This is a genomic window from Corallococcus macrosporus DSM 14697 (genome assembly GCF_002305895.1).
Classification (GTDB): Bacteria; Myxococcota; Myxococcia; order Myxococcales; family Myxococcaceae; genus Myxococcus; species Myxococcus macrosporus.
Genome location: NZ_CP022203.1, coordinates 4,058,784 through 4,082,782 on the forward strand (window position 1 = coordinate 4,058,784; position 23,999 = coordinate 4,082,782).

Annotated in this window: 13 protein-coding genes; 11 read left to right on the forward strand and 2 right to left on the reverse strand. The window is 70.2% G+C overall.

Annotated elements, in window-relative coordinates; genetic code table 11:
- Positions 1 to 71 precede the first annotated feature (71 nt).
- On the reverse strand, positions 72 to 2,171 hold the full coding sequence (locus tag MYMAC_RS17115) for a methyl-accepting chemotaxis protein (protein WP_095958852.1): 2,100 nt from the start codon (positions 2,169 to 2,171) through the stop codon (positions 72 to 74).
- Between the two features lie 349 nt (positions 2,172 to 2,520).
- On the opposite strand from MYMAC_RS17115, the gene MYMAC_RS17120 reads away from it, so the two are divergent.
- From MYMAC_RS17120 to MYMAC_RS17155, 8 genes are all read left to right on the forward strand, one after another.
- Positions 2,521 to 3,384, forward strand: coding sequence for a 2-oxo acid dehydrogenase subunit E2 (locus tag MYMAC_RS17120; RefSeq protein WP_095958853.1), 864 nt, complete (start codon positions 2,521 to 2,523; stop codon positions 3,382 to 3,384).
- 165 nt (positions 3,385 to 3,549) lie between these two features.
- Complete coding sequence (locus tag MYMAC_RS17125; protein ID WP_095958854.1) at positions 3,550 to 5,610, forward strand: alpha-amylase family glycosyl hydrolase; 2,061 nt, start codon at positions 3,550 to 3,552, stop codon at positions 5,608 to 5,610.
- Positions 5,610 to 6,143, forward strand: a complete 534-nt coding sequence (locus MYMAC_RS17130; protein ID WP_170114742.1) for a GFA family protein — start codon at positions 5,610 to 5,612, stop codon at positions 6,141 to 6,143. The genes MYMAC_RS17125 and MYMAC_RS17130 overlap by 1 nt, the downstream gene beginning before the upstream one ends.
- A gap of 75 nt (positions 6,144 to 6,218) precedes the next feature.
- Positions 6,219 to 7,334 (forward strand): Gfo/Idh/MocA family protein, encoded by a 1,116-nt coding sequence (locus MYMAC_RS17135; protein ID WP_095958856.1) that lies wholly within the window; start codon positions 6,219 to 6,221, stop codon positions 7,332 to 7,334.
- 135 nt (positions 7,335 to 7,469) lie between these two features.
- Positions 7,470 to 9,008, forward strand: a complete 1,539-nt coding sequence (locus tag MYMAC_RS17140) for an SDR family oxidoreductase (protein WP_043711156.1) — start codon at positions 7,470 to 7,472, stop codon at positions 9,006 to 9,008.
- 23 nt (positions 9,009 to 9,031) lie between these two features.
- Positions 9,032 to 15,547: a type I polyketide synthase gene (locus MYMAC_RS17145; RefSeq protein WP_095958857.1), complete on the forward strand. Its 6,516-nt coding sequence runs from the start codon at positions 9,032 to 9,034 to the stop codon at positions 15,545 to 15,547.
- 24 nt (positions 15,548 to 15,571) lie between these two features.
- Positions 15,572 to 16,663: a fatty acid desaturase family protein gene (locus MYMAC_RS17150; protein ID WP_013940016.1), complete on the forward strand. Its 1,092-nt coding sequence runs from the start codon at positions 15,572 to 15,574 to the stop codon at positions 16,661 to 16,663.
- Between the two features lie 29 nt (positions 16,664 to 16,692).
- Positions 16,693 to 17,532, forward strand: a complete 840-nt coding sequence (locus MYMAC_RS17155) for a class I SAM-dependent methyltransferase (protein ID WP_123784134.1) — start codon at positions 16,693 to 16,695, stop codon at positions 17,530 to 17,532.
- Positions 17,533 to 17,716: 184 nt separating this feature from the next.
- On the opposite strand, the gene hutH is transcribed toward MYMAC_RS17155, so the two are convergent.
- Positions 17,717 to 19,243 carry a histidine ammonia-lyase gene (hutH, locus tag MYMAC_RS17160; RefSeq protein ID WP_095958858.1) on the reverse strand — a complete coding sequence of 509 codons (1,527 nt, stop codon included), beginning with the start codon at positions 19,241 to 19,243 and terminating at the stop codon, positions 17,717 to 17,719.
- Positions 19,244 to 19,374: 131 nt separating this feature from the next.
- Here hutH and MYMAC_RS17165 point away from each other — a divergent pair, with 131 nt between their 5' ends.
- The 3 genes from MYMAC_RS17165 to MYMAC_RS37890 all read left to right on the forward strand — a co-directional run bounded on the left by MYMAC_RS17165 (position 19,375) and on the right by MYMAC_RS37890 (position 23,866).
- Positions 19,375 to 20,652, forward strand: a complete 1,278-nt coding sequence (locus tag MYMAC_RS17165) for an aspartate kinase (protein ID WP_013940019.1) — start codon at positions 19,375 to 19,377, stop codon at positions 20,650 to 20,652.
- Positions 20,653 to 20,656: 4 nt separating this feature from the next.
- The gene (locus MYMAC_RS17170) at positions 20,657 to 21,073 is read left to right on the forward strand and encodes a ComEA family DNA-binding protein (protein WP_095958859.1); all 417 of its coding nucleotides are present in this window, start codon (positions 20,657 to 20,659) and stop codon (positions 21,071 to 21,073) included.
- 1,104 nt (positions 21,074 to 22,177) lie between these two features.
- A complete protein-coding gene (locus MYMAC_RS37890) occupies positions 22,178 to 23,866 on the forward strand; it encodes a tetratricopeptide repeat protein (RefSeq protein WP_239989676.1) in 1,689 nt (562 codons plus the stop codon).
- Positions 23,867 to 23,999 lie beyond the last annotated feature (133 nt).

Below are 23,999 nucleotides of genomic sequence, written 5' to 3' on the forward strand. Positions count from 1 at the left end.
CTCCCGGCTCCAGGAGCCTCCGAGCCGTGGCCTCCAGGGGGCCGCCGGGCTCGGAGGCGGGGCGCGTGGACTCAGCGCGCCTGGGCCTGCGTGGACGGCACGGAGAGGCCCTCCGCCTTGAGCGTCTGGCTGGCCATGCCGGACATGCTCTCCGCGAGCGACTGCACGGAGCGGGTGGCTTCCTGCGTCTCCTGCACCGTCTTGAGCGTGCGCTGCATCTGCCCGGACAGCTCCTGGATGGCCTGCGCCATCTGGTGGGTGCCCGCGTCCTGCGCGCTGACGGCGGCGGTGATCTGCCGCACGCTGGAGCTGGTGTCGCCGATGATGTCGGCGAGCTGCTGGAACTGCGCGCTGGAGGTCCGCACGGCGTCCAGGCTCAGCCGCACGCGCTCATCGCCCTTCTCGCTGGAGCGGGCGGCCTCGCGCATGCTGTTGCTGACGCCGTCGAGCACCTCGCGGATGCGGTGGGTGGCCTGGATGGACTGGTCCGCCAGGCCGCGCATCTCCCGGGCCACCACGCCGAAGCCGCGGCCACTCTCGCCGCTGCGGGCCGCCTCGATGGCGGCGTTGATGGCCAGCATGTTGGACTGGTCCGCCAGGTCCTTCACTGAGTCCACGATGCCGGAGACCTCGCGCGTGCGCTCGTCGAGCGCGAAGATGCGGCGGGCCATGTCGGAGACCTCGGTGCGGATGGCCGCCAGGTCCGCCAGCGTGCGCTCCAGGGCGGCCGTGCCCTCGCGGCCCACCTGTTCGGCGCTCTCCGCCGAGGCCGCCAGCGCGCTGGCCTTCTCCGCCGTCATCTGCGAGCTGCGGCGGATCTCCTTCACCGTCTGCTCCGCCTCCTGGAGCGCCACGGCCTGACGGCTGACGCCCTCGGTCTGCTCGTCGCTGGACGAGCGGAGCTGCTGCACCACCGTGGCCAGCTCGCCGGCGCCGTTGCCCATGCGCTCGGCCAGGTTGCGGACCTCCTGCGCGCGCGCCTCCAGTTGGTGCGTGTGCGCCTCCAGCGTGCGCACCACCATGATGGAGCGGCGGGTGACGATGCCCAGCAGCGACAGCGTCAGCGCGACGTAGCCCCAGTGCGTGACGTTGCCCAGCGACCAGCCCACCAGGCCGATGACGGGGAGGATGGTGAGGACGATGGAGAGCACCAGGCCGGCGAAGCCGCCCACGAAGAGGCGCGCGTCCGGGTTGCCCAGCCACGCCTGGGTGAGGGCCACTGACAGCACCACCAGCAGCACCACCATGGCCATGGGCAGGAAGGGCACCAGGATGCGCTGGCCAATGCCCAGGTCCAGCAGCGTCGCCAGGGCGAAGAGGCCGCACAGGGGCGAGAACACCATGGCCGCCTTCTGGAACCAGCCGCGCCGGTTGTCGAGCAGCGCGTCCGAGACGAACTCCATCAGGCCGGCGACGAGCAGGAAGATGCCCACCGTGGTGCCCAGGGTCGCGGCGGAGGAGGAGCCCCACAGCGCCGTGGGCATGCCGCTCAGGCCCAGGAGGATGGCTCCACCGCTGGCCGCGGAGACCGCCAGGCCCGCCAGCATCCGGCGCCGCCAGTGCAGCAGGAACGCGCCACCGGAGCCGAGCGCCACCGCCATCAGCAGGCAGCAGATGACGAAGGCCGCCTGGCCCTGCCGCGTCACGTAGACGAGCAGGTCATAGCGCGAGCCCACCTGCGCGGCCTGGGCCACGCCGATGTTCGGATTGCTGGACTGGATGCGCAGCAGCACCCGCTTGCCCTGCAGCTCCCGCGGCAGCGTCACCAGGTGCCAGGAGAGGTTCTCACCAATCTCGTAGCTGTCCGGGCGGATCTTCCCGCTCGTGTAGATGTGCCTGCCGTCCGCGTACACCTCCATGGCGTGGGTGACCTCGCCCAGGTACAGCGCGGGGTCCGTCCAGCCGCCATCGGGGATGGGGATGCTGAGCCAGAGGAACTTCTGGTCGCCACGGCCCTCCGGCGCGGTGAGCGCGGCCGTGGGTTTCCAGTCCTTCGAATCCCCCGTCTCCTTCGCCCACAGGGGCGTCCCATCCGCGCCCACGGGGGAATCACCCCAGCGGAAGCGCCACCCGTCGAGCACATTCACGGGGGGACCGGCCTCGGCGGCGTGGGCCGCGGAGGTCATCACAAACATCAGCAAGAGGGCGGAGCAGAAGCGGAAGCCAGCCATGGAGTGCGTATGGTCATCCGCTCAGGGGCCGGATGTAAATGGGTCTTCCCTACCTCTCCCGAGAATCGATTGGCGTTGCTTGGAATTGACGTCCCGAGAGGGCACGAGAGGCATGGAATGCCATGAATTTTCCGCTTCCGTCGAATTCGGAGGCGGTTGGCAGGTCGTGGGGAGGGCGGCCGACTGGCCGGGTTGGTCCCGGAAAGGCCGGTTATGCCGCGTGTCGGATCACCGTTCGCTCGGGTTTGAACGCCGACCCGGTGCGTCATGTTGAGTCCGGGGCGGGCTTGAGCGGTGCGCGGGGCCCTCGCTCTTCCCTTGGGGTGGGCCCAGCGGCGACACTGGGCCCATGGCGCACCTGGAGTTGATCCCCAAGCGGGACCTGTCGAGCTTTCGCAAGCTTGCGATTGGAAGTTGGAAGACGGCGTATGACCCCACCGTCTACGGCACGCTGACCGTCCGCATGGACAAGGCGATGGCGTACATCGAGGCGTTCCGTCAGCGCACGGGCGTGCGGCTCACGGTGACGCACCTGGTGGCCAAGGCGATGGGCGAGGCGCTGCGCCGCTGCCCGGACGCCAACGCCATCCTCCGCTTCAACCGCATCTACCTGCGTCAGCGGGTGACGCTGTCCACGCTCGTGGTCCAGACGGATGGCGGCAAGGTGGACCTCACGTCGGCGCGCATCGAGGACGCGGACAAGAAGAACCTGAGGGACATCGCCAACGACCTGGAGGAGGCGGTGCGCCGCGTGCGCGAGCGCCGCGACGTGGCCCTGGAGAAGGGCAAGGGGACCATCCAGAAGATTCCCTACCTCTTCCTCAACACCTTCACCTGGCTGCTGTCCTTCTTCATGTACACGCTGAACCTGGACATGAGCCGGTTCGGCATGCCGAAGGACGCCTTCGGGTCCGCCATCATCACCAACGTGGGCTCGCTGGGGCTGGACACGGCCTACGTCCCGCTGGCGCCGTACACGCGCGTGCCCATCTTCGTCGCGCCCGGCGCGGTGAAGGAGGTCCCCGTGGTGGAGGACGGCAAGGTGGTGCCGGGCAAGGTGATGAACATCAACGCCACGTTCGACCACCGCTTCATCGACGGGTTCCACGCGGGCGTGCTCGCCAACACCCTGCGGGAGATGCTGGAGAACCCGTTCGAGAACTTCGACGCGCTCCCGGAGACGGACGCGGCGCCTGTCTCCGCCGTGGGGTAGGGGGGCCGCTCCACCGGGGCTGATCCGGGCATTCACGGCATTCCGGCCGGGTGGTGGGTCCAGTGTCGGACAACAGTGGAAATTTGCGCCAGGCGCACGCAACCTGGCCCTCTCCCGTCCGATATTGGCTGAGACCCCACACCTCGCACGAACAACGGCCGAGCCATGCCCTCCCGGATCAACCCACCGAGCCGTCCCGCCACCTCCAAGGCCTCCTCCCCCCAGCGCGCCGCGGATCCGCGCGCCAAGGAGACCTCGGCGCCCAACACCGCGGCCCCCCGGCGCGGCCCGGTGAAGGACTTCTTCGACGACGCCCGCCAGACGCGCAACGCGGAGTCCCAGCGGCACACCGCCGCGTTGGCGGGAAGCCGCGGGACGGGCGCGCAGGCGCAGGCGCGCACCCACGGCAGCCTGCTGCCGGAGCCCCTGCGCTCGAGCGCGGCGGCGGTGCCCACGCAGCCCTCCAGCCGCCCCGGCATGGGCGCCATCCCCTACGACGGCGGCACCACGTTCCGCGTGTGGGCGCCCAACGCGCAGCGCCTGCAGGTGGCCGGAGACTTCAGCAACTGGCAGGCGGTGGAGCTGCAGCGCGAGCCCAGCGGCAACTTCTCGCTGGACGTGCCCGGCGCCAAGGCGGGGGACCAGTACCAGTTCGTCATCCAGGGCAAGCACGGCGACTGGCGCTGGAAGGGTGACCCGCGCGCGCAGGACGTCACCAACTCCACCGGCAACTCCATCATCGTCGACCACAAGTCGTACCCGTGGAAGCACGACCACGACTTCCGGATGCCGCCCTGGAACGAGGCGGTCATCTACGAGATGCACGTGGGCACCTTCAACGACGAGCCCGGCTGGGGCCCCGGCAACTGGGAGAGCGCCATCCACAAGCTGGACCACCTGAAGGACCTGGGCATCAACGTCATCAAGATGATGCCCACGGCCGAGTTCGCGGCCGACTTCAGTTGGGGCTACAACCCCGCGTTCCCCTTCGCGCCGGAGAGCGCCTACGGCACGCCGGACGACTTGAAGCGCTTCGTCGACGAGGCCCACAAGCGTGGCATCGGCGTGGTGATGGACGTTGTCTACAACCACCTGGGCCCCAGCGACCTGCCGCACTGGGACTTCGACGGCGAGACGTACGGCAAGGGCGGCAGCTACTTCTACACGGACTGGCGCGCCAAGACGCCGTGGGGCGACACCCGGCCGGACTACGGCCGCCACGAGGTCCGCGACTACCTGCGCGACAACGCCATGATGTGGCTGCGCGAGTACCACATGGACGGGCTGCGCGTGGACGCCACCAAGGAGATCCGGATGGCGAGCGGCGTGGACAACCCGGAAGGGTGGCAGCTCCTGCGCGACATCAACGACGCCGTCAACCGCGAGTTCCCGCAGAAGATCGTCATCGCCGAGGACCTGGGCGGCGACGGGGCCCTCACGCACCAGGATGGCGCGAACTTCGACAGCCAGTGGGACGCCCACTTCGTCCACCCGATGCGTGAGGCGCTGACGGCGTTCTCCGACAGCGACCGGGACATGAACGCCGTCGCGGACGCCATCCGCTTCAAGTACAACGGCAGCGCCCTCCAGCGCGTCATCTACACGGAGAGCCACGACGAGGTGGCCAACGGCAAGCAGCGCCTGCCCAGCGAGGTGGGCGGCTGGGACGCGGGGGGCTACCACGCCAAGAAGCGCTCCATCATCGGCGCGGCCCTCACCATGACGAGCCCCGGCATCCCGATGATCTTCCAGGGCCAGGAGTTCCTGGAGGACGGCCACTTCCAGGACGCGGATCCGCTCGACTGGAAGAAGAAGGAGACCTACGCCGGCATCAACCAGGCGTACACGGACCTCATCAAGCTGCGCCGCAACTGGAACGACAACACCGCCGGCCTGCGCGGCGAGAACGTCAATGTCCACCACGTGAACAACAACGACAAGGTCGTGGCCTTCCACCGCTGGGACAAGGGCGGCGCGGGGGACGACACCATCGTCGTGGTGAACATGGGCGGCAAGCACCTGTCCAACTACGACCTGGGCCTGCCGGCCGATGGCACCTGGAAGGTGCGCTTCAACAGCGACTGGCAGGGTTATTCCGGTGACTTCGGCAACGCCCAGAGCTTCGACGTGGGCGGCCGGTGGAATGGCAAGGACGGGATGCCGGCCAGCGGCACGCTGAATAACCTGGGGCCCTATAGCGTGCTCATCCTCTCCAAGGACAAGTGATGAAGCTTGAAGGCTCCTGCCACTGTCGCGGCGTGCGGTTCAGCGTGGAGACGAAGCATCCGTCTCCCTTCATGCGGTGCTACTGCTCCGTCTGCCGCAAGACGCAAGGGGGCGGGGGCTTCGCCATCAACCTGTCCGGGGAGGCGAGTTCGTTGAAGGTGCGCGGCCGGCAACACCTCAAGGTGTACCGGGCGCGCATCCAGAACCCGGAGGACGCGAAGGCGCACAAGAGCAAGGGGCAGCGCCACTTCTGCGGGCGGTGCGGCTCCGCGCTCTGGCTGTTTGATCCGACGTGGCCGGAGCTCATCCACCCGTTCGCGTCGGCCATCGACACGCCGCTCCCGGAAGCTCCCGAACTTGTCCACATCATGCTCGAGTTCAAGCCTGACTGGGTTCCGCTCCAGGCCGGGAAGAAGGACAAGAGGTTCCAGCGCTACCCGAAGGAGTCCATCGCGGAGTGGCACCGCCGCCACCACCACGGAAGTGGACTGACGCGGCGGGCGGGCCGCCTGGTGTCCGGACGGGCGGCGTGACGTTGCGCGCCGGATGGGTTGTGGCAGGTGCCTCGGGGGCCCAGCGTGTCTCGTACACGCGGAGGGCATACATCGATGGCACAGGGCAGCTCGCGGCGGATCCGGTATGCGGTGGTGGGCGCGGGGAATATCGCGCAGGTGGCCGTGCTCCCGGCCTTTCAGCACGCTGGGGAGAACTCGGAGCTGGTGGCGCTCATCTCCTCCGACGCGGAGAAGCGGGACGTCCTGGGGAAGAAGTACGGCGTCCAACACACCGGCACCTACGACGCGCTCGAACAGGTGCTGCGGGACGCGGCCGTGGACGCGGTGTACCTCGCGCTGCCCAACACGCAGCACCGCGCCTACACCGAGCGCGCCGCGCGAGCAGGCGTTCACGTCCTCTGTGAGAAGCCGATGGCCACCTCGGTGGAGGACTGCGAGGCGATGATTCGCGTCACGGACGCGCATCACGTCAAGCTGATGATTGCCTACCGGCTCCACTTCGAGGAGGCGAACCTGCGGGCCATCGAGCTGCTTCGCTCGGGGCGCCTGGGCGAGCCGCTGATGATGTCCGCGCTGCTGACGCAGCAGGTGCGGACCGGCGACATCCGGACGCGCGTGGACGTGGGCGGCGGCGCGCTGCTCGACGAAGGGCCCTATCCCATCAACGCCGCGCGCTACCTCTTCGGCGACGAGCCCACCGAGGTGTTCTGCTACACCAACGAGGAGCAGGACCCTCGCTTCGAGGGCGTGGACGCCACGGCCTTCGCGTTGATGCGCTTCTCGAAGGGCCGCGTCGCGCAGTTCGGCATCAGCCACGCCGCGTCGGCGGTGTCGAGCTACCGCGTGGTGGGCGAGAAGGGCGACCTGCTCGTCGAGTCCGCGTTCGGCTACGAGAAGGAGCGCAAGCACGTCCTCACCGTGGAGGGGAAGACGGAGGCGCGCGTCTTCGCGACGCATGACCAGTTCGCGCCGGAGTTGCTCCACTTCTCGCGGTGCATCCTGGAGGACCGGGAGCCCGCGCCGTCTGGGCGTGAAGGGCTGGCGGACGTGCGGGTCATCACCGCGATGCAGGAGTCCGCCAGGACCGGGCGCCCGGTGAAGCTCGCCGCATTCCCGATGCGCCAGCGGCCGTCGCTGGACCAGCTCATCGTCCGCCCAGCGGCCAGGCCGCCGGAGCCGGTGAACGCACCCGCGCCAACGCAAGGATGAAGTGACGTCACGCGGAAATATTTCCGCGCGGGACGTCTTCTTTGCACGCTGAATGTGCGGAGACGTCCGCCTCCGCAAGTCGTGTCAGACCCCTGATGCATTCATTGCCGCGAACCGGAAGACCAGGGGTCGGCAATGACTGCAAATGTATTTCATCAAGGCACGCACGCGGTTGAGCACGTCCTGACGCGGATTCGCCGCTGTGCCGCGGACGTCACGCGGTACCCCATGGACATCCTGACGGCGGACGCGCAGCTCGAAGACGAGCTGGGCATCGACTCCGTCAAGCTGGCGGAGATCGCGGCCGTGGTCGGGCGTGAGTTCAACCTTCCGCCAGAACGTCTGCCTCGGGGTGCGCAGGCGCGGACGCTGGGGGCGATGGCGGAGGTCGTGAGCCAACTGCTCGCAGCCGCGGGACCTGCTGTGGCGCCGGTCTCCGGGCCTCCAGAGGCGCCTTCCGCGCCTCCTGCCGTGTCCACGCGCCCTCCCGTCGAGAAGCTGGAGGAGCGGGTCCGTGGCGTCTTCGCGCGCGTCACGCGATATCCGGAAGCGCTCCTGACGCCGGAGGCGGACCTGGAGGATGAGCTGGGCATCGACTCGGTCAAGCAGGCCGAGGTGATGGCCGTGCTCATCAAGGAGCTGGGGCTGACCGATGCGCCTCAGCCCTCGCAGCGGCTGCGGACGATTGCGTCGATTTGTGACATGGCGCGTGCCCGGCTGGCGGTCGCGGCGCCGGTCCGTGAGGTCGCGGCGCCCGTGGCCTCCGCGCCCGCGCTGGAGGCGCGTGCGCCCCGCGAGGTGCCGCCTCCGGTGGTGTTGCCCTTCGAGGGGAAGGTCGCGTTCGTCACGGGCTCGGGGAAGGGGATTGGCAAGGTCATCGCGGCCCGGCTGGCCAGCGCGGGGGCGACGGTGGTGGTGAACTCGTTCCATTCCCGGGACGAGGGCGAGCGGACGGTCCAGGAGTTGATTGACGCGGGAGGGAAGGCGGTCCACGTCTGGGGCTCGGTCGCGCAGGAGGAGCACCTGGACCGGATGTTCGCCGCCATCGACGCGCAGCTCGGTGGGTTGGACTTCCTGGTGTGCAACGCGTCCAACGGGCTCATCGGGCCCTTCGACCGGATTACGCCGCGCGATTGGGACAAGGCGTTCCGGACCTGCATCACGGGCACGTATGAGTGCGCCATGCGCGCCAGGCCCCTGATGGCCCGGCGGGGCGGCGGCAGCATCGTGACGATGTCCACGTCCATGTCCCAGCGGTACATGCACGACCTGGGGTGTCAGGGGGTGGTGAAGGCCGGGGTGGAGTCCTTGACACGCTATCTGGCCGCGGAGCTGGCACCCGATGGCATCCGGACCAACTGCGTGTCCGCGGGTCCGGTGCATGGGGAGCTGCTGGGCATGTTCCCCGACGCGGCGGGCCGGGTCGCTCGTTGGGAGGCGGCCACGCCGGGCGGGGAGCTCTGCACCGCCGAGGACGTGGCTGATGTCACCGAGCTGCTCCTGGGGCCCAGGACGCGCCGGGTGAACGGCGCCGTCTGGGTGGTGGATGCGGGGCTCTCCGGAACGGTGGACGGGCTGCTGCCGGGGGCGCCGGAGGCTCGGCGTCCCGTGGAGCGGCGCTGGTCTCAGACCAACGGCCACGACGTGCGGGCGCTGCTCGCGCTCGATTCCTGAACTTCGTCCCGGAGCCAATCGCCATGGGTTACTTCGCGGTCCCGTACGACATTCATTTCGACGACACGATGGCCTACGGGAGCCATCACTTCCTCACGAACTTCAAGTTCCAGTGCGCGGGCCGGGAGCATCTGCTCTTCAGCCCGGACGTGTTCGACGTGCCGGAGTTCCGGCGCGACTTCGACCGGGTGCTGCTGCTCACCTATGAGGGCTACTCGCGCAACCTGGCCCCCGCCAACCTGGGCGACAGGCTGGTGGTGCTGACGACGCTGGAGGAGCGGGGAGAGGTCTCCCTCCGCTTCTGCTTCCGGACCCTCAAGAGCGACGGGACGCCGGTGGCGTGCGGCTTCCAGACCGTGCTCTGCGCGGACCGGACGTCAGGCGCGCTGTGTGCGTTTCCCCAGTCCTTCCTGCGGTGCTTCGACTCCCTGGCTGGCATCTTCGAGCAAGCGGGGGCTCGGAGCTTCAAGGAGTGTGTCCAGCAGGGCGGCTCCGCGCTCAAGGACGTGTTCCCGGAGCCCGTCCGGGCGCTGGCGAAGTCGCTGCTCGCGGACCCGGCCTCCCTGGGGACCTCGCGCGTCGTTTCAACGGAGTCGGTCCCCGTACAGCGCCTCGCGGGGGACGCTGGCGCGCTGACGCTGCCTCCGGGCTCCACGGCCTTCCTCTTCGCTGGCCAGGGCTCGTTCGACCCCGGCCTCTTCCTCCGGTTGAAGGCGCTCCATCCCGACCTGGAGCGTGAACTCGAAGGCGCGGCTGCCGCGTGCCGGGCGGCCGGCGTGGACGCGGAGCCGTTGCTGGCCGCGCGGGAGGTCGATGACATCCGGCGGGCGCTCGAACAGACGCCCCAACTCGACCAGCTCGGCATCTATCTGTCGGGTGTCCTGGGGGCGCGGTGGATGCAGCGTCAGGGCGCGAGCCCGGATGTGTTCGTGGGGCACAGCTTCGGTGAGATCGCCGCGATGACGGCGGCGGGGGCCATTGACCTGAGCACCGGCGCGCAGGTGGTCTGCCAGCGCATCCGGGCGCTCGAGGTCCTGCCGGACGACTTCGGCACCCTGGCGGCGGTGGCGCTGGGGGAAGCCGATGCTGTTCGAGCCATCGCCGAGTGCGGGGCGGCGGGGCTGCACATCGCGGGACGCAATCACGCGCGGCAGACGGTGGTCGCGGGTGCGCGTGGGGAGCTGGAGCGCCTGCGGGCGCTGCTGGAAGGCAAGGGGCAGGGCTTCACCTTCGTCGCGAGCCGCTATCCCTTCCACCACCCGGGCATGGCGCCAGCCGCGAAGGACTTCCGCGCGACGCTGGACGGGGTGCCCATGCAGGCTCCGCGTGGCCGCGTCTATTCACCCATTGAACGGCGCGCCTACGTGGGCGGGCAGCCGGAGCTGGCGGACGCGCTCGCCTCGCATCTGGTGCGCCCGTTCGACTTCCTCGGGACGGTGGAGTCGCTGACTCGCGGGGGCTGCACGCGGTTCGTGGACTGTGGCAGCACCGGTGTGCTGGCGCGCATCGTCCAGAAGATCATCCCGGCGGAGGCGGGCGCCGAGGTGAGCGTCATCAGCAAGCTGCTTCCCTCGGAGGAGCCGGCCCCTGCGGCTGGCCCGGGGCCGGAGGGGGCCCGCGCGGCCGAGGACGGCGGGATCGCCGTGGTGTCGCTGGGGTGCATGCTGCCGGGCGGCGCGAAGGACCCGGAGGCGTACTGGCAGAACATCCGGAAGGGCATCAGCGGCACCGTCGACCCTGGGCAGTCGCGGCCCGAGCTGGTGACGGACTTCGTGGGGCCCGCCGGTACTCCGGACCGGACGTACACCCTGCTCACGGGGCAGGTGCGGGACGAGGACCTGGTGCCTCCGCCGGGCGTCGAGCCGGGGCGTTTCCGGCAGTACGTCCGCGAGCAGAAGCTGCTGGCCATCGCGCTTGCCCAGGCCATGCAGGGGCTGAAGTCCGTGGCCTCTGATTCACCCGGGCGTGTCCAGTGCCTGCTGGGTTCGACGGCGGAGGGCTCGGCGGAGTACGACGCGGCCCTGAGCGTCGAGGCCGGGGAGGCGCTGCTGTGCGCCCGGGGCGAGCGGGTTCAGGACGTCTCGTCGCTCGCCAGCGCGGCGCGTGAGGCGCTGGGCGTGGAGGCCATCTCCAGCGACCTGGCGCCGCATCCCACGCTCCAGGCCGTGGTGACGGACGTGGTGGGGCAGGGGGTCGCCACGACATTGCTGGACGCCGCCTGTGCGTCGTCGCTGTACGCCATGGCGCTGGGGATGAAGGCGCTTGAACGGGGGGACGCGGACCTCGTCCTGGCGGGAGGCGTGTTCTCCCCCGGGCCCGGGAACAGTTGCCTGTTCTCGCAGTTCAACGGGCTCTCCGCCACGGGGAGCCGGCCGTTCGACGCGCGAGCGGATGGCGTCATCTTCGGAGAAGGCGCGGGCGTGGTTGGCTTGATGCGGCTGAAGGACGCCGTGGCGGCGGGCCACCGCGTGCATGCCGTCATTCGCGGCGCGGGGCTCTCCAGTGACGGACGGAGCAGCTCGGCGAACGTGCCTCGCTCGGAAGGGCAGGTGGCGGCGATGGAGGCGTGCTACGCGGGAGCGCGGGTCGACCCCGCGAGCGTGCAGTACATCGAGGCGCACGGGACGGCCACGCCCGCTGGCGACGCCACCGAGCTCAAGTCGATTGCCCGCGTCTTCGGGGGCAAGCGAAGCGGCGTCCAGCTCGCCAGCGTCAAGGCGCTGATAGGCCATGTCGGCTGGGCGGCGGGCGCGGCGTCGGTCATCAAGCTGTGCAAGGCGCTGGAGCACCGGCGCTTCCCCGTGCAATCCAACTTCGAGGCACCTGGCGCCGCGCTGCGCGCCATGGGACCGGGCTTCGAGGTGAACACGCGCGAGCAGCCCTGGCCGGAGAATGGCGAGCTGCCCCGCCGCGCCGCCACCAATGGCTTTGGCTTCGGCGGCACCAATGCCCACCTGGTGCTGGAGGAGTACCGCGGTCCTTCGTCAGCGCCTCGGAGGCCCGTGGCGGATGCCTCCACGCTCGTGGTGGTGGCCGCCGAGGGGCTGTTTCCGGATGGTCGAGGGCGGCCCGTCGCGGGAGTGCCGGTCGATGTGGGCACGCGCTTCGACCTGGACGCGCTCCGCTTACCGTCCACGGTGCGACTGCTGCCCGACATCTCCGAGGACATGGATGCGACGCAGCTCCTGGGGCTCGTGGCCGCGAGTTCTCTCGTCCAGAAGCTGGGCGCGTTCGACACCCTTCGCCCGGGGACGGCCATCGTGCTGGGGCTTGAAGGAAAGACGCGCCGAGGTGTCGAGGCGGTCCAGCGCGTCCTGGACTTCACGCTCCAGCGGCGCCTGCGGGAGAGGGCCCGCCGGGAGCCTGCGTCCGTCGCGGTGCTCCCCCTGGCGGAGAAGCTTCACCTGGCGGTGATGGAGGGCATTCGTCCATCGGGGCCGTACACGCTCCAGGGAATGATGCCCAACGTCACGCCTGGCCGTGTCGCGGGGGCGCTCGACGTCAAGGGGCCCAACTTCGTGGTGGATGCTGGCGCGGCGTCTTCCGCGGCGGCACTCCAGGCCGCTCGGGGCCTTCTGGAGAGCGGCTTCAAGCTCGTGCTCGTGGGCAGTACGCACATCGGGAGGCCCGGAGAGGTTCGGGGTGCCCAGCAGCCGCAGGAGGGCACGGCGCTCTTCGCCGTGACGACGGCGGAGCAGGCACGCGAGCTGGGCTTGAAGCCCTTGTGCCAGCTCCAGCTCGCCGCCCGTGGTTCTCGGGACATGAAGGCAGGCACCGACCTGCCGCCTCACTCGGCGGCGGAGAGCCTGGCATTGCTGCGCGCCGTGCAGGCCGCCGAAGTCGGTCGTGCCTCCAGCCTGCGCTTCCACCCGGATGCCGCGACGGGCGTTCGGCTGGAGGTGCAGCTCTTGCCTGCATCCGAGCGCCCCAGGGAGGCGTCGTCTCTCACGGCTGCTCCGCGAACGCATCCCGATGCCGTGACGGATGGGCGGAGTGAGCTGCCGTCTCGTCCCGCGGAGGGTAGGCGCCTTGGGGCTCCCATCGCCGAGCCACCGGCGGCGCCGGGAGCGGGCACGGCTGGAGCCGAGACGTCCGAGGCCTCCGGAGGTTTCGACCATGCCGCGCCCATTCAGTACCTGTCACCCGTGCTGGTGGCGCGTCCCCCTCGGACGACGCGGCCGTCGCACCTCAAGGGTCGGAGGGTGTTGTTCATCTCGGAGGACGCGTCACTCGCGCGCGAGCTGGCGAGCCATGCGGAGGCCCTGTGTGGACCTGGGCACCTGGTTCTCTGCGCGGGGACGGGGGGCGACGGGGAGCGTGTCCGCCACATCGACCTCTCGACCGACGCAACGGCGGAAGCCGGACTGGCCGCGCTCGGCTTCGAGCCGGAGGTCATCCTCGCGGTCAGCCGCATCGAGGCTGGGGCTCGCGAGGCCGAGGTGGTGGCGGATACGGCATCGAAGCACGGGGCGCTGGAGCTGCTCTTCTTGTCCGCGCGCCGCGCCTACGAACGGCTGGTCCGTGGCGAGGTGGAGCTTGCGAGCCTGTGCATTGGCGCGGTCGGGGCGCGCCGGTGTCTGCACCCCGTGTCGGGGCTGTTCGCGGGATTGCTCAAGTCCGTTGGACGGGAGGTGCCCGCTCGCAACGTGCGAGCGATCTCCACCACGGCCATGCCGCTCCCCGAAGCACTCCAACTGACTGAAGCCGAGCTGGGCTCGGAGGCGGAAGGTCCGCCCACCATCGAGGTCTGCTTCGAGGGCCCGGTGCGGTGCGTCCGAGTCCTTCGCGTGACGGACGTCACGGCGGAGCCGGCGAAGACGCTCGACGCGGGCTCAGTGGTCCTGCTCACGGGTGGGGGGCGAGGCGTGACGGCCGTCCTCGCGGGGGCCCTGCTCAAGCGCTACGGCTGCAAGGTGGTGCTCGTGGGCCGAAGCGACCCGGACGAGGCGCCCGAGCGGGTGCTCCAGGCCCGTGAGGAGGACCTGCCGCGGGTGGAGCGTGAGTTCTACGCGGCGGAGCTGGCCAGCAACCGGGGCGTGCGGATGCCAGAGCTGCGCAGGCGCTTCGAGCGTTTCCTGGCCGCTCGCGAGCTGAAGCTCACGCTGGCGGGCCTGGGCCGACTCCCGGGCGAGGTGCTCTACCGCGCCGCGGACGTGACGAAGGCCGCGGACGTCGACCGGGTCCTCCAGGAGATTGTCGACACGCACGGGCGGCTGGACCTGGTGGTGCATGGGGCGGGCACGCAGACGTCCAAGAAGCTGAACCGCAGGCAACTGGGTGAGCTGCGCCTGAACCTGGGCACCAAGCTGTTGGGGCTCCGGAACCTGCGGGACGTGTGTGTGAAGCGGCTCGAGCGGCCGGTGCCGTTCCACGTCCTCACTTCCGCGTTCAGCTACATCGGGAACGACGGACAGGCGGACTACGGCGCCGCGAACGAGGCGCTGGACCGGCTCTGTGCCTGGGTCAGTGACGCGAGCCAGGAGGTCCGGTGGTGCAGCGTGGGGTGGCTGGCGTGGGATGGAATCGGCATGACGCGCGGCTCGGAGTACCGCGTGCTCGGTGCCAGCCGGCATCTGCGCGGCATCCGGGCGGAGGAGGGTGAGGCGCTCTTCCTCCAGCTCGTGGACGGACGGCCCCGTCAGGCCATCAACGTCCAGCTCACGGAGAGCGAGCGGTCCTACTACGGCCTGGAGGTCGTACCCGCGGCCATCCTGCATGAACTGGTCGTGGATGCGGCCCGTGTTCCGTGCCTGGAGGACCACCTCGTGCGTGGCACCCCCACGCTTCCCGGGGCCTGGGCGTTGGACCTGATGCTGCAAGCGGCGGTGGGCAACGGGCGGCCGGAGCTGCGGACGGTGACCATCGAAGACGTCCGGTTTTCGCGCTTCATCCGCGTCAAGCCGGGCGGACGGCAACACCTGCGCGCCGAATGCACGCCCCTCATCGACGAACCCGGACGTCACGGTGTGCGGGTGCGGCTGATGGGGGACATCGTCCACGCCTCAGGCGTCGTGCTGGAGAAGGACCTCGTCTACGCGGAGGCGCGCTTCACGTTGACGGCGGAGCCTCCCACGGGGACGCCGGCCCTGGATGCGGCGGCGCCCTCGGGGCGGGCGCTGCGTGTCCATGACCCGCACTGCGCCGCGGGGGCGCCCATCGAGCTGCGGAAGATGTTCGACTGCCTGGAGGAGATTCGCCTTGAGCCGTCGGGCCGGTTCGCTCGGATGGGGCTGCCATCGGCGCCGAATCAAGCGGGGAGCTCCGTCCCCGCGCTCGTCCTGGACGCCGCCTTGCGGTTGAGCGCGATGCATGTGGATGGGGAGTCGAGCGCCGTGTTCGCCCCCATCCAGTTCCAGCGCGCGACGTTCGACAGGGGCCTGGTGGAGGCCCGAGGTGGGGCGCCGCTCCACCTCTCACTGAAGGCGCTGCCGCCGCGAGTGGATGGCGACTTGCTGGAGTGCGGAACCGTCGCGGCGCTCGATGAGGCGGGACGGCTTCGGATGTTGCTCGAGGGCGGCCTTGCGCGGCCCATGGCTTGAGACCCCTTTCCTTCGGGTGAACGCATGAGTTCTTCCAATCCGCAGGCGGGTCCCATCCCCGCCGATGACCCCAAACTGCTGCGGTCCGAGCTGCGCCGGGTCATGCCTCCGGAGTCCTTCCAGCCACAGCCCCTGCGCGGCGTCGTCGCGTTCGGGCTGGTGCCGGTGATGGTGGTGCTGATGTGGGCGGTGAGCCGCGGGCGGCTGCCCTGGTGGGCGTGTCTGCTCAGCTCGTTCGTGCTCGGGCAGATGGTGACGGCCGTGGGCCTGGCGGCACACGAGGCGTTGCACCACGCGGTGTTCCGGAGCAGGACGCTGGAGAGTCTGCTGGGCTGGGTGGGCTTCGCGCCCTTCCTGGTGACGCCCGGGAACTGGCGGGCGTGGCACGTCCAGGCGCATCACAGCGCGGCCAACGTCCTGGTACGGGACCCGGACATCCTGCCCCGGCGCAGTGAGTGGCGGACGCAGTGGTTCGCCAAGGTGTTCCACGCGATGTCCCCGGGCTCGGGGTCGCTGCTGAGCTTCGTCAGCTTCAGCTTCTTCTTCACGGCCCAGGGGCAGGCCTTTTTGTGGCACCACAGCCGGCTGCCGCAGTTCAAGCATGTGCACATGCATCGGACACGGGAGCGCATCCTCACGGTGCTGGTGGTTCTGGGCTGGGGCGCGGTGGGCTGGTGGATGGGACCGCTGGGGGCGCTCTATGCGCTCATCCTGCCGCTCCTCATCGGCAACATCACCTTGATGATCTACATCGCCACCAACCATTGGCTGCTCGCCGCGCACGAAGAATCCGACAACCCCTTCGTGAACACGGCCAGCGTGGCGACGCACCCGGTGATGGACTGGATGCACTTCAACTTCAGCCACCACCAGGAGCACCACATCTTCCCGGCGATGAGCCCGAAGTTCGCGCCGCTGCTGCGCAAGCACCTGCGTGAGCTGAACCCGGATGCATCCCAGGTGTACCCCCACCTGCATGCGCTCAAGATGCTGTACCGGCGCCCCGCGCTCTACTCCGAGGATGGGCAGACGCTCATGACGTCCAAGGGGGCGCCCGCGATTGCCACGGAGGAGCTGCGCCGCCAGCTCAAGGTGCCAGAGCCCGCTGCGGGTTGAAGGACCGGAGTGGTATGCAGTGGGGCACCATGCCTCCGTCCGAGAACGAGTCCTATCTCCTCGACTACCACCGCCGGCTCGCGGGTGTGACCGCGCGGTGGTTCTCGAAGACGCCTGTGTTTCGGGGGGACGCGCGGTTTCCCTCCACCTATGCGCTGCTTGCGGCGGAGGTTCCCCGCGAGGGGCGGCTGCGCGCAGTGCTCGACGTGGCCTGTGGTGATGGCTATCTGCTTGAGCTGCTCGCCCGGCGCGAGCACGGGCGCCCGGGACTTGTCGGCCTGGACATGAGCGAAAGTGAGCTCGCGCAGGCGGAGGCGCGTTTGGAGGGCGCCGCCACGCTGGTTCAGGGCGTGGCGCAGGCGCTCCCGTTCGAGGACACCTCTTTCGACGTCGTGCTCAGCCACCTGGCCCTGATGTTGATGGACGACTGCGAGCAGGTCCTCTCCGAGATTCGTCGCGTGCTCAAGCCCGACGGGAAGCTGTCCTGTGTCGTCGGTGGAGGCTTCGTCCCTTCGGGGACGCTCGCGGTGTTTCGTGGCCTGATGCAGTCCACCATCGCGGTGCAGCCGCGCCCACCGCTGAGCCTGGGAGACACGCGCTTCCGCTCCAACGAGGGGCTGATGGCGCTCTTCGGCCTCGCCTTCCAGCAGGTCGATGTCTTCGACCTCGAGGTCCAGGAGGTCGGTCCTCCGGAGCGCATCTGGGCCTCACTCGCCAGCACCTACGACGCCGACCAACTGCAGCCCGAGGCACGCGAAGACGTCCGGCGTGCGTTCCTCGCGGCGGTGGAGCCCATGAAGGATTCCGCTGGAAACCTCACCTGCGACTGGCGCATGCGGCAGGTGACGGCGAGCGCGCCCCGGCGCTGAGGCGTCATTTGAGGGGCCCGCGGTTGCGGGAGTCTGTGCGATGGAATGGCGCGAGCGGCAGGCTCCGGTTCGGCGCGCTGCTCCCCGTGTCCTCGGGGGACGGACTTCAGCGTCGACGCGGCATGAAAAAGGGCCCGAAGCCAGCGCCTGGCTCCGGGCCCTTCGTTATTCAATCCAAGAGGTATCAGGCCGTGGCGGAGCGCACCGCCGCGAGCAGCTCGCCGGAGTCGACGAGCTGGCTCACCGCCTCGATGTCCCGGTGCAGCTCGCGGTCCTTGTCCATGTGGGGGACCTTGGAGCGGACCAGCTCGTACGCCGCGAGGGCGCCCTTGCCGGGCTTCAGCGGCAGGCGGAAGTCCAGCGCCTGCGCCGCGACGAGGATTTCAATGGCGAGGCAGGAGCGGGCGAAGTCGCTGACCTGACGGCCCTTGAGCGCCGCCGTCATGCCCATGGAGACGTGGTCCTCACGGCCCGCGGAGGACGGAATCGAGTCCACGGACGCGGGGTGGCTCAGCACGCGGGACTCGGCCACCAGCGCCGCGCTGGTCACCTGCGCAATCATGAAGCCGGAGTTCAACCCGGAGTTCTTCGCCAGGAACGCCGGCAGGTTCGACAGCGCCGGATTCACGAGCTGCTCCACGCGCCGCTCGCTGATGGACGAGAGCTGCGTCAGCGCCATGGCCACCACGTCCATGGCCAGGGAGATGGGCTGGCCGTGGAAGTTGCCGCCCGACACGATGCGCTCCGTGTCCGCGAACACCAGCGGGTTGTCCGTGGCGCTGTTGACCTCCACCTCCAGGATGCGCCGCGAGAAGGCGATGCCCTCGCGCGCGGCGCCGTGCACCTGCGGCATGCAGCGCAGGGAGTAGGGGTCCTGCACCTTGCTGCAGTTGATGTGCGACTCCACCAGCTCGCTGCCCACCAGGATGCGCCGCAGGTGCGCCGCGACGTCCTTCTGGCCCGGGTGCGCGCGCACGTCGTGAATCTCCGGGATGAAGGGCTTGTGGCTGCCCAGCAGGCCCTCCAGCGTCATGGCGCCCGCGACGTCCGCGATGTCCGCCAGGGACTCCGCGCGAAGCTGGAGCAGGGTGCCCACCGCGCACATGGCCTGCGTGCCGTTCACCAGGGCGAGGCCCTCCTTGGCCTCCAGCACCACCGGCTGCAGGCCCGCGCGCTGGAGCGCCTGCTTCGCGGGCAGCCGCTGGCCCTGGTAGAAGGCCTCGCCCTCGCCGATGAAGACGAGCGCCAGGTGCGCCAGCGGGGCCAGGTCTCCGGAGGCGCCCACGCTGCCCCGCTCGGGGACCACGGGGACGACGTCCCGGTTCAGCATGTCCAGCGCCAGGGACAGCGTCTCCATGCGGATGCCGGAGTAGCCCTTGGCGAGCACGTTGCAGCGGAGCAGCAGCAGCGCTCGCGCCTCCGGCAGGGGGAGGGGCGTGCCGACGCCACAGGCGTGCGAGAGGATGAGGTTGCGCTGGAGGTCGCGCAGATCCTTCTTGTCGATGCGGACCTCGGCCAGCGTGCCGAAGCCGGTGTTGATGCCGTAGGCGGGCGTGTCTCCAGCGGCGACACGGTCCACCAGGGCGCGCGAGGCCTGCACGCGGGTGGCGGCTTCCGGAGACAGCTCCACGGTGGCCTCGTTGCGAGCCACCTGGAGGATCTCTTCCAGCTTCAGGGTGTCACCGTCGATGAGGATACGAGGGCGCGACATTCGGGGCTCCAAGGGGTGCGGCGGAAGGGCGGGCACCCTAGCGTAAACGGGTGGGTGGTGGCGGGCGCTTTACACCCGGCGGCCGGGCTCGTATAGCTCCCGCCCGTCTGAAGAGGGAGGTTGCAGGCGCCGTGGCACTCATCGTCCAGAAGTATGGCGGTACCTCCGTAGGTGACGTGGGCCGCATCAAGAACGTGGCCCTGCGTTGCCTGGCGGCGCAGGAGGCCGGCCATGACGTGGTGGTCGTCGTGTCCGCCATGTCCGGCGAGACGAACCGGCTGCTCAAGCTCGTGGCGCAGATCACCGACCGCCCGGATGAGCGCGAGCAGGACGTGGTCGTCGCCACCGGGGAGCAGGTCACCATCGGCCTCGTGGCCATGGCCATCCAGGCCCAGCAGGGGAAGGCGACCAGCTTCCTGGGCCATCAGGTGCGCATCGTCACCGACAGCACCTTCTCCAAGGCGCGCATCAAGAGCATTGACGCGCAGCCCATCCGCGCCGCGCTGGCCCGGGGCCACATCGTCGTGGTGGCGGGTTTCCAGGGCGTGGACGAGTCCGGGAGCGTCACCACGCTGGGGCGCGGTGGCTCCGACACCACCGCCGTCGCCGTGGCCGCCGCGCTGAACGCGGACGCCTGTGAAATCTACACGGACGTGGACGGCGTCTACACCACCGACCCCAACATGGTTCCGTCCGCGCGCAAGCTGGACCGCATCACCTACGAGGAGATGCTGGAGCTGGCCAGCGTGGGCGCCAAGGTGTTGCAGATCCGCTCGGTCGAGTTCGCCATGAAGTACAAGGTGCCGCTGTGGGTGAAGTCGTCCTTCACCGATGACCCCGGCACCCTCGTGTGTGAGGAGGACAGTTCCATGGAGGATGTGCTGGTCCGCGGCGTCGCGTATGACCGCAACGAGGCGAAGATCACGGTGTGCGGCGTGCCGGACATCGCGGGTGCCGCGGCGAAGATCTTCGGCCCGCTCGATGAGAAGCACATCGTGGTGGACCTCATCGTGCAGAACCCGTCGAAGGATGGCCGCACGGACCTGACGTTCACCGTGGGCAAGTCGGACTTCCTCACGGCGCAGGACGTGGTGCGCAAGGTCGCCGAGGAGATTGGCGCGGCGGGCATCGAGACGGACGGGGACATCGCGAAGGTGTCCATCGTGGGTGTGGGCATGCGCAACCACTCCGGCGTGGCGGCGCGGATGTTCCAGGCGCTGTCGGCCGAGGGCATCAACATCCAGATGATCTCCACGTCGGAGATCAAGGTATCGTGCGTGGTGCACGCCAAGTACACGGAGCTGGCCGTGCGCGCGCTGCACACCGCCTTCGGGTTGGATCAGCCGATGCCGCCGGAGGGCGTCACCGCTGTCTCCGAGACGGCGGCCCTGATGGGCGAGAAGGCCTGAGCGCGTGGCGAGCCGCACCGCCGCGCTCGCCGCCGTCGCGCTGGGGGTGTTGGGCGTGGGCGTGGTCGCGCGCCTGCGCTGGCCGGACACGGCGCCCGCGCTGGATTGCGCCTCGGAGTCCGTGCGGATCCGTCCGGATGGTGTGGCCACCTGTGGTGAGGGGGCCGTGCCGACGGGGGCCCAGGCGTTGGCGCTGGGGCGTCCGCTGGACCTGAACGCGGCGACCGAGGAGGAGCTTGCCCTCCTTCCAGGCGTCGGCCGCTCCCTGGCGCGGAGCCTCGTCGAGGCGCGCGAGGAGCAGGGCGGTTTCAAGAGCTGGGATGACGTGGACGCCGTCCGTGGCGTGGGTGCTGCCAAGTTGCGGACCCTCCGGGCGGCCACTGCGCTTGGTGCTCCTCCGGACGCCGGGCCCGTGTGGTAAGCACGTCGAGTGCAGATCTCGTGCCCTCAGTGCTCGATGCAGTACGTCCTCGACTCCCGCTTGCTGCCGCCGGGGGGCGCCTCCGTCCAGTGTACGCGCTGTGGGCATGTGTTCATGGCGGCGCCGCATGGTGCGCCGCCGCCCTCGCGTTCGACGCCGGCGGTGTCGGGCGGGGCCTCGGCGCCCGCGCGTTCGAGCATGAAGTCCACGCAGCTCTTCGGTGGGGCGAATGCGTCTGCGGCGACGCAGACACCGGGGGGCGTGGCCGGGGCGAAGCCGGAGCACGGGGCCGCGGCGAGCGCCCCCATGGGCAGGACGCAGGCGTTCGGCGCGGTTCCGGCGAAGGGGCAGGGGGGGGATAACGCGACGCAGACTTTCGGGGTGGCAGCGACGCAGGGCCCGGGGCCTGTGCCGCCTGGAATGGTGCGGACGCAGACCTTCGGTGCGGCGCCGGCGGCGGGTCAGGCGACACAGTCGTTCGGGGCCGTGCCGCCGGTAGCGCAGCGTGCGGATGGCGCGAGCCAGACCTCTGCGAGCGTGCCGCCGACTGCCGCCGTGGGCCGGACGCAGACGTTCGGCGCAGTGCCAGCGGGAGGGCAGGGGCCGAGCAACGCGACGCAGACGTTCGGGGCCGCGCCGCCCGTGGGCGCGACGCAGACGTTTGGTGCGGCGCCCCCGACAGGCCAGAGCGCGGGTAGCGCGACGCAGACGTTCGGGGCCGTGCCGCCCGTGGGCTCGACGCATACCGTCGGAGCGGCGCCAGCGACAGGCCCCGGAGTGGGCCATGCGACGCAGGCGTTTGGTGCGGCGCCCACGACAGGCCAGAGCGCGAGCAACGCGACGCAGACGTTCGGTGCTGTACCGCCCGTGGGCTCGACGCAGACCTTCGGAGCGGCGCCAGCGACAGGCCCCGGAGTGGGCCATGCGACGCAGACGTTCGGGACCGCGCCCGCGTCAGCGCCAGAGGGCCGTGCGCAGTCGTTCGGTACGGTGCCGTTCCGGGGGCATGCGGCGGAAGGCAGCGCCTTGGGGCGCGAGGAGGTGCCCGGCGCCGGTACGCAGGCATTCGGTGTGGTTCCACCGGTGGCGCCGGTGATTCCCCCCGTGGGAACAACGCAGGCCAACGGCTCAAGCGTCGGACAGCGCCATGGGACGCCGGGGAGCGCCACGCAGATTCCAGGGCAGGGGACCGCGGCGCCAGGCAACGCGACGCAGACCTTCGGTGCCTACGCGCCCATGCCGGCCGGCGAACCGATGACGCCCGACTTCGGCTCGGTGCCCACCCCACCGCCCGTGAGCCCGTTCCACACCGGCGCGTCCATGCCCGAGCCTCGTGGCTCCAGCGCCGATGAAGGCACCCCGTCTGCCTTCACCGCGCCGCCCGGAAGTGATGCACGGGCCCCGCTGGGCCGCAGTCAGACGTTCAGCGCCGTTCAATCCCCCGCCCCCGAGGCGCCCGTGGGCTCCAAACGGGTGTTCGGTTCGGTCCCTCCTGTCAGGCCGCCCGATGACCTCCCCAGGAGCGCCGCGTCTTCCTCCGAAGCGGCGGAGCCCGCCTCGAGCGCCCGGACGACGAACCCGTTCGGACTGACACAGCTCGGCCTCGCGGACGCCTCGTCCGAGGCCGCAGAACCGTCACGGGGCGCGCGGTCGACAAACCCATTTGGACTGTCCCAGCTCGCTGACAATGACAGCGGAATCCAGCTACCGCCGGAGACGGAGTCTCCCTCCAGCGGGGGCCCCCTGGCCGGAGGCCTGGGCGCCATCCATGACGGCGGCGCGGCGGACCGCGGCGTCGCTGGAGGACGCGCGCCGCTCCGCGCGCCCCTGGAGCTCCCCGAGGACCTGATTTCGTCCACCCGCATGTCCATGGAAGGGACGCGGACGTTCGAGCCGCACACCGCCTCGCGCGTCCGTCCCCGGGTGGTGCTGGCCAGCCTGGTGGGCCTGGGGCTGCTGGCGCTGCTGGCCTACCTCGCGCTGAAGAACCGCGAGGTGGAGATTCCCGCGGGCGTGGTGGACGCGACGGACCGGGCGTCGGTGCTGCTCCGGAGGGACGACGCCGCCTCCCGGGGCGAGGCCATCAAGCAGCTTCGCGACCTCGCCACGGCGAATCTCCAATACGTCGAGGCCCAGGCCGAGCTGGCGGTGGCGCTCACCCTGAGCCTGTCCGACGCCCAGGCCGAAGCCGAGCGGCTCCGCCTCCAGGGCGACAGGATTGCCCGCGGGTTGGAGGCCGTATCGCGGATTCCCGTCCGCTCCGACCAGGAGAACCGCCGCACCAGCCTCCAACTCGAGCAGCAGGCCGTGGCGAGTGACACGGCGTCCGTTCGTGCCACCATCGACGCCCTGCGCAAGGAGCTGGACGCGCACCTCGTCCGGTTGGGCAAGGTCCCCGAGTCCGAGCCCGCCAGCGCCGCCGCCGCCCGGGTGAAGGCCCGGGCCCTCCATGCCTCGGTGCTGGCCGCGCCGGACGCGCTGGGCCTGGCGGAGCGGCTGCGCAAGGTGGAGACCGCGCCGCACGCGTGGAGCACCCTGGCGCGGGCGGAGTACGCGCTGAGCGCCGGCTCGCCGCCCGATTCGCTCACGACGGTGGCCAGCGACCTGGAGGCGCTGCGCGAGGCGGACAGCACGCTGCTGCGCGCCTACCTGCTCGGCGCCCGCGTGGCCTTGCGCCTCAAGGACACGGCCACCGCGCGTTCACTCCTGGACGACGCCCTGGCGCTGAACCCCAACCATCAGGCCGCGGAGCGGCTGATCGGCCAGATTGACGCGCGCGCCGCCGCGCCCTGAAGGGGCGACCGCCTCCTCGGCCCCGAGGGCTGGAGAAAGTCCAGTCCCTCACCCCTCGCGGCGTCCCGCTTCGCCGCATCGCCTGTGATTTCAGGCGCGTGAGCGAGGCACGCCTCTTGCTGAACCCGGTGCA

Bases quoted from the DNA above. Each gene is read 5' to 3' on its own strand.
- MYMAC_RS17115 (WP_095958852.1), bottom strand. From the start codon at position 2,171: ATGGCTGGCTTCCGCTTCTGCTCCGCCCTCTTGCTGATGTTTGTGATG.
- MYMAC_RS17120 (WP_095958853.1), top strand. From the start codon at position 2,521: ATGGCGCACCTGGAGTTGATCCCCAAGCGGGACCTGTCGAGCTTTCGC.
- MYMAC_RS17125 (WP_095958854.1), top strand. From the start codon at position 3,550: ATGCCCTCCCGGATCAACCCACCGAGCCGTCCCGCCACCTCCAAGGCC.
- MYMAC_RS17130 (WP_170114742.1), top strand. From the start codon at position 5,610: ATGAAGCTTGAAGGCTCCTGCCACTGTCGCGGCGTGCGGTTCAGCGTG.
- MYMAC_RS17135 (WP_095958856.1), top strand. From the start codon at position 6,219: ATGGCACAGGGCAGCTCGCGGCGGATCCGGTATGCGGTGGTGGGCGCG.
- MYMAC_RS17140 (WP_043711156.1), top strand. From the start codon at position 7,470: ATGACTGCAAATGTATTTCATCAAGGCACGCACGCGGTTGAGCACGTC.
- MYMAC_RS17145 (WP_095958857.1), top strand. From the start codon at position 9,032: ATGGGTTACTTCGCGGTCCCGTACGACATTCATTTCGACGACACGATG.
- MYMAC_RS17150 (WP_013940016.1), top strand. From the start codon at position 15,572: ATGAGTTCTTCCAATCCGCAGGCGGGTCCCATCCCCGCCGATGACCCC.
- MYMAC_RS17155 (WP_123784134.1), top strand. From the start codon at position 16,693: ATGCCTCCGTCCGAGAACGAGTCCTATCTCCTCGACTACCACCGCCGG.
- hutH (WP_095958858.1), bottom strand. From the start codon at position 19,243: ATGTCGCGCCCTCGTATCCTCATCGACGGTGACACCCTGAAGCTGGAA.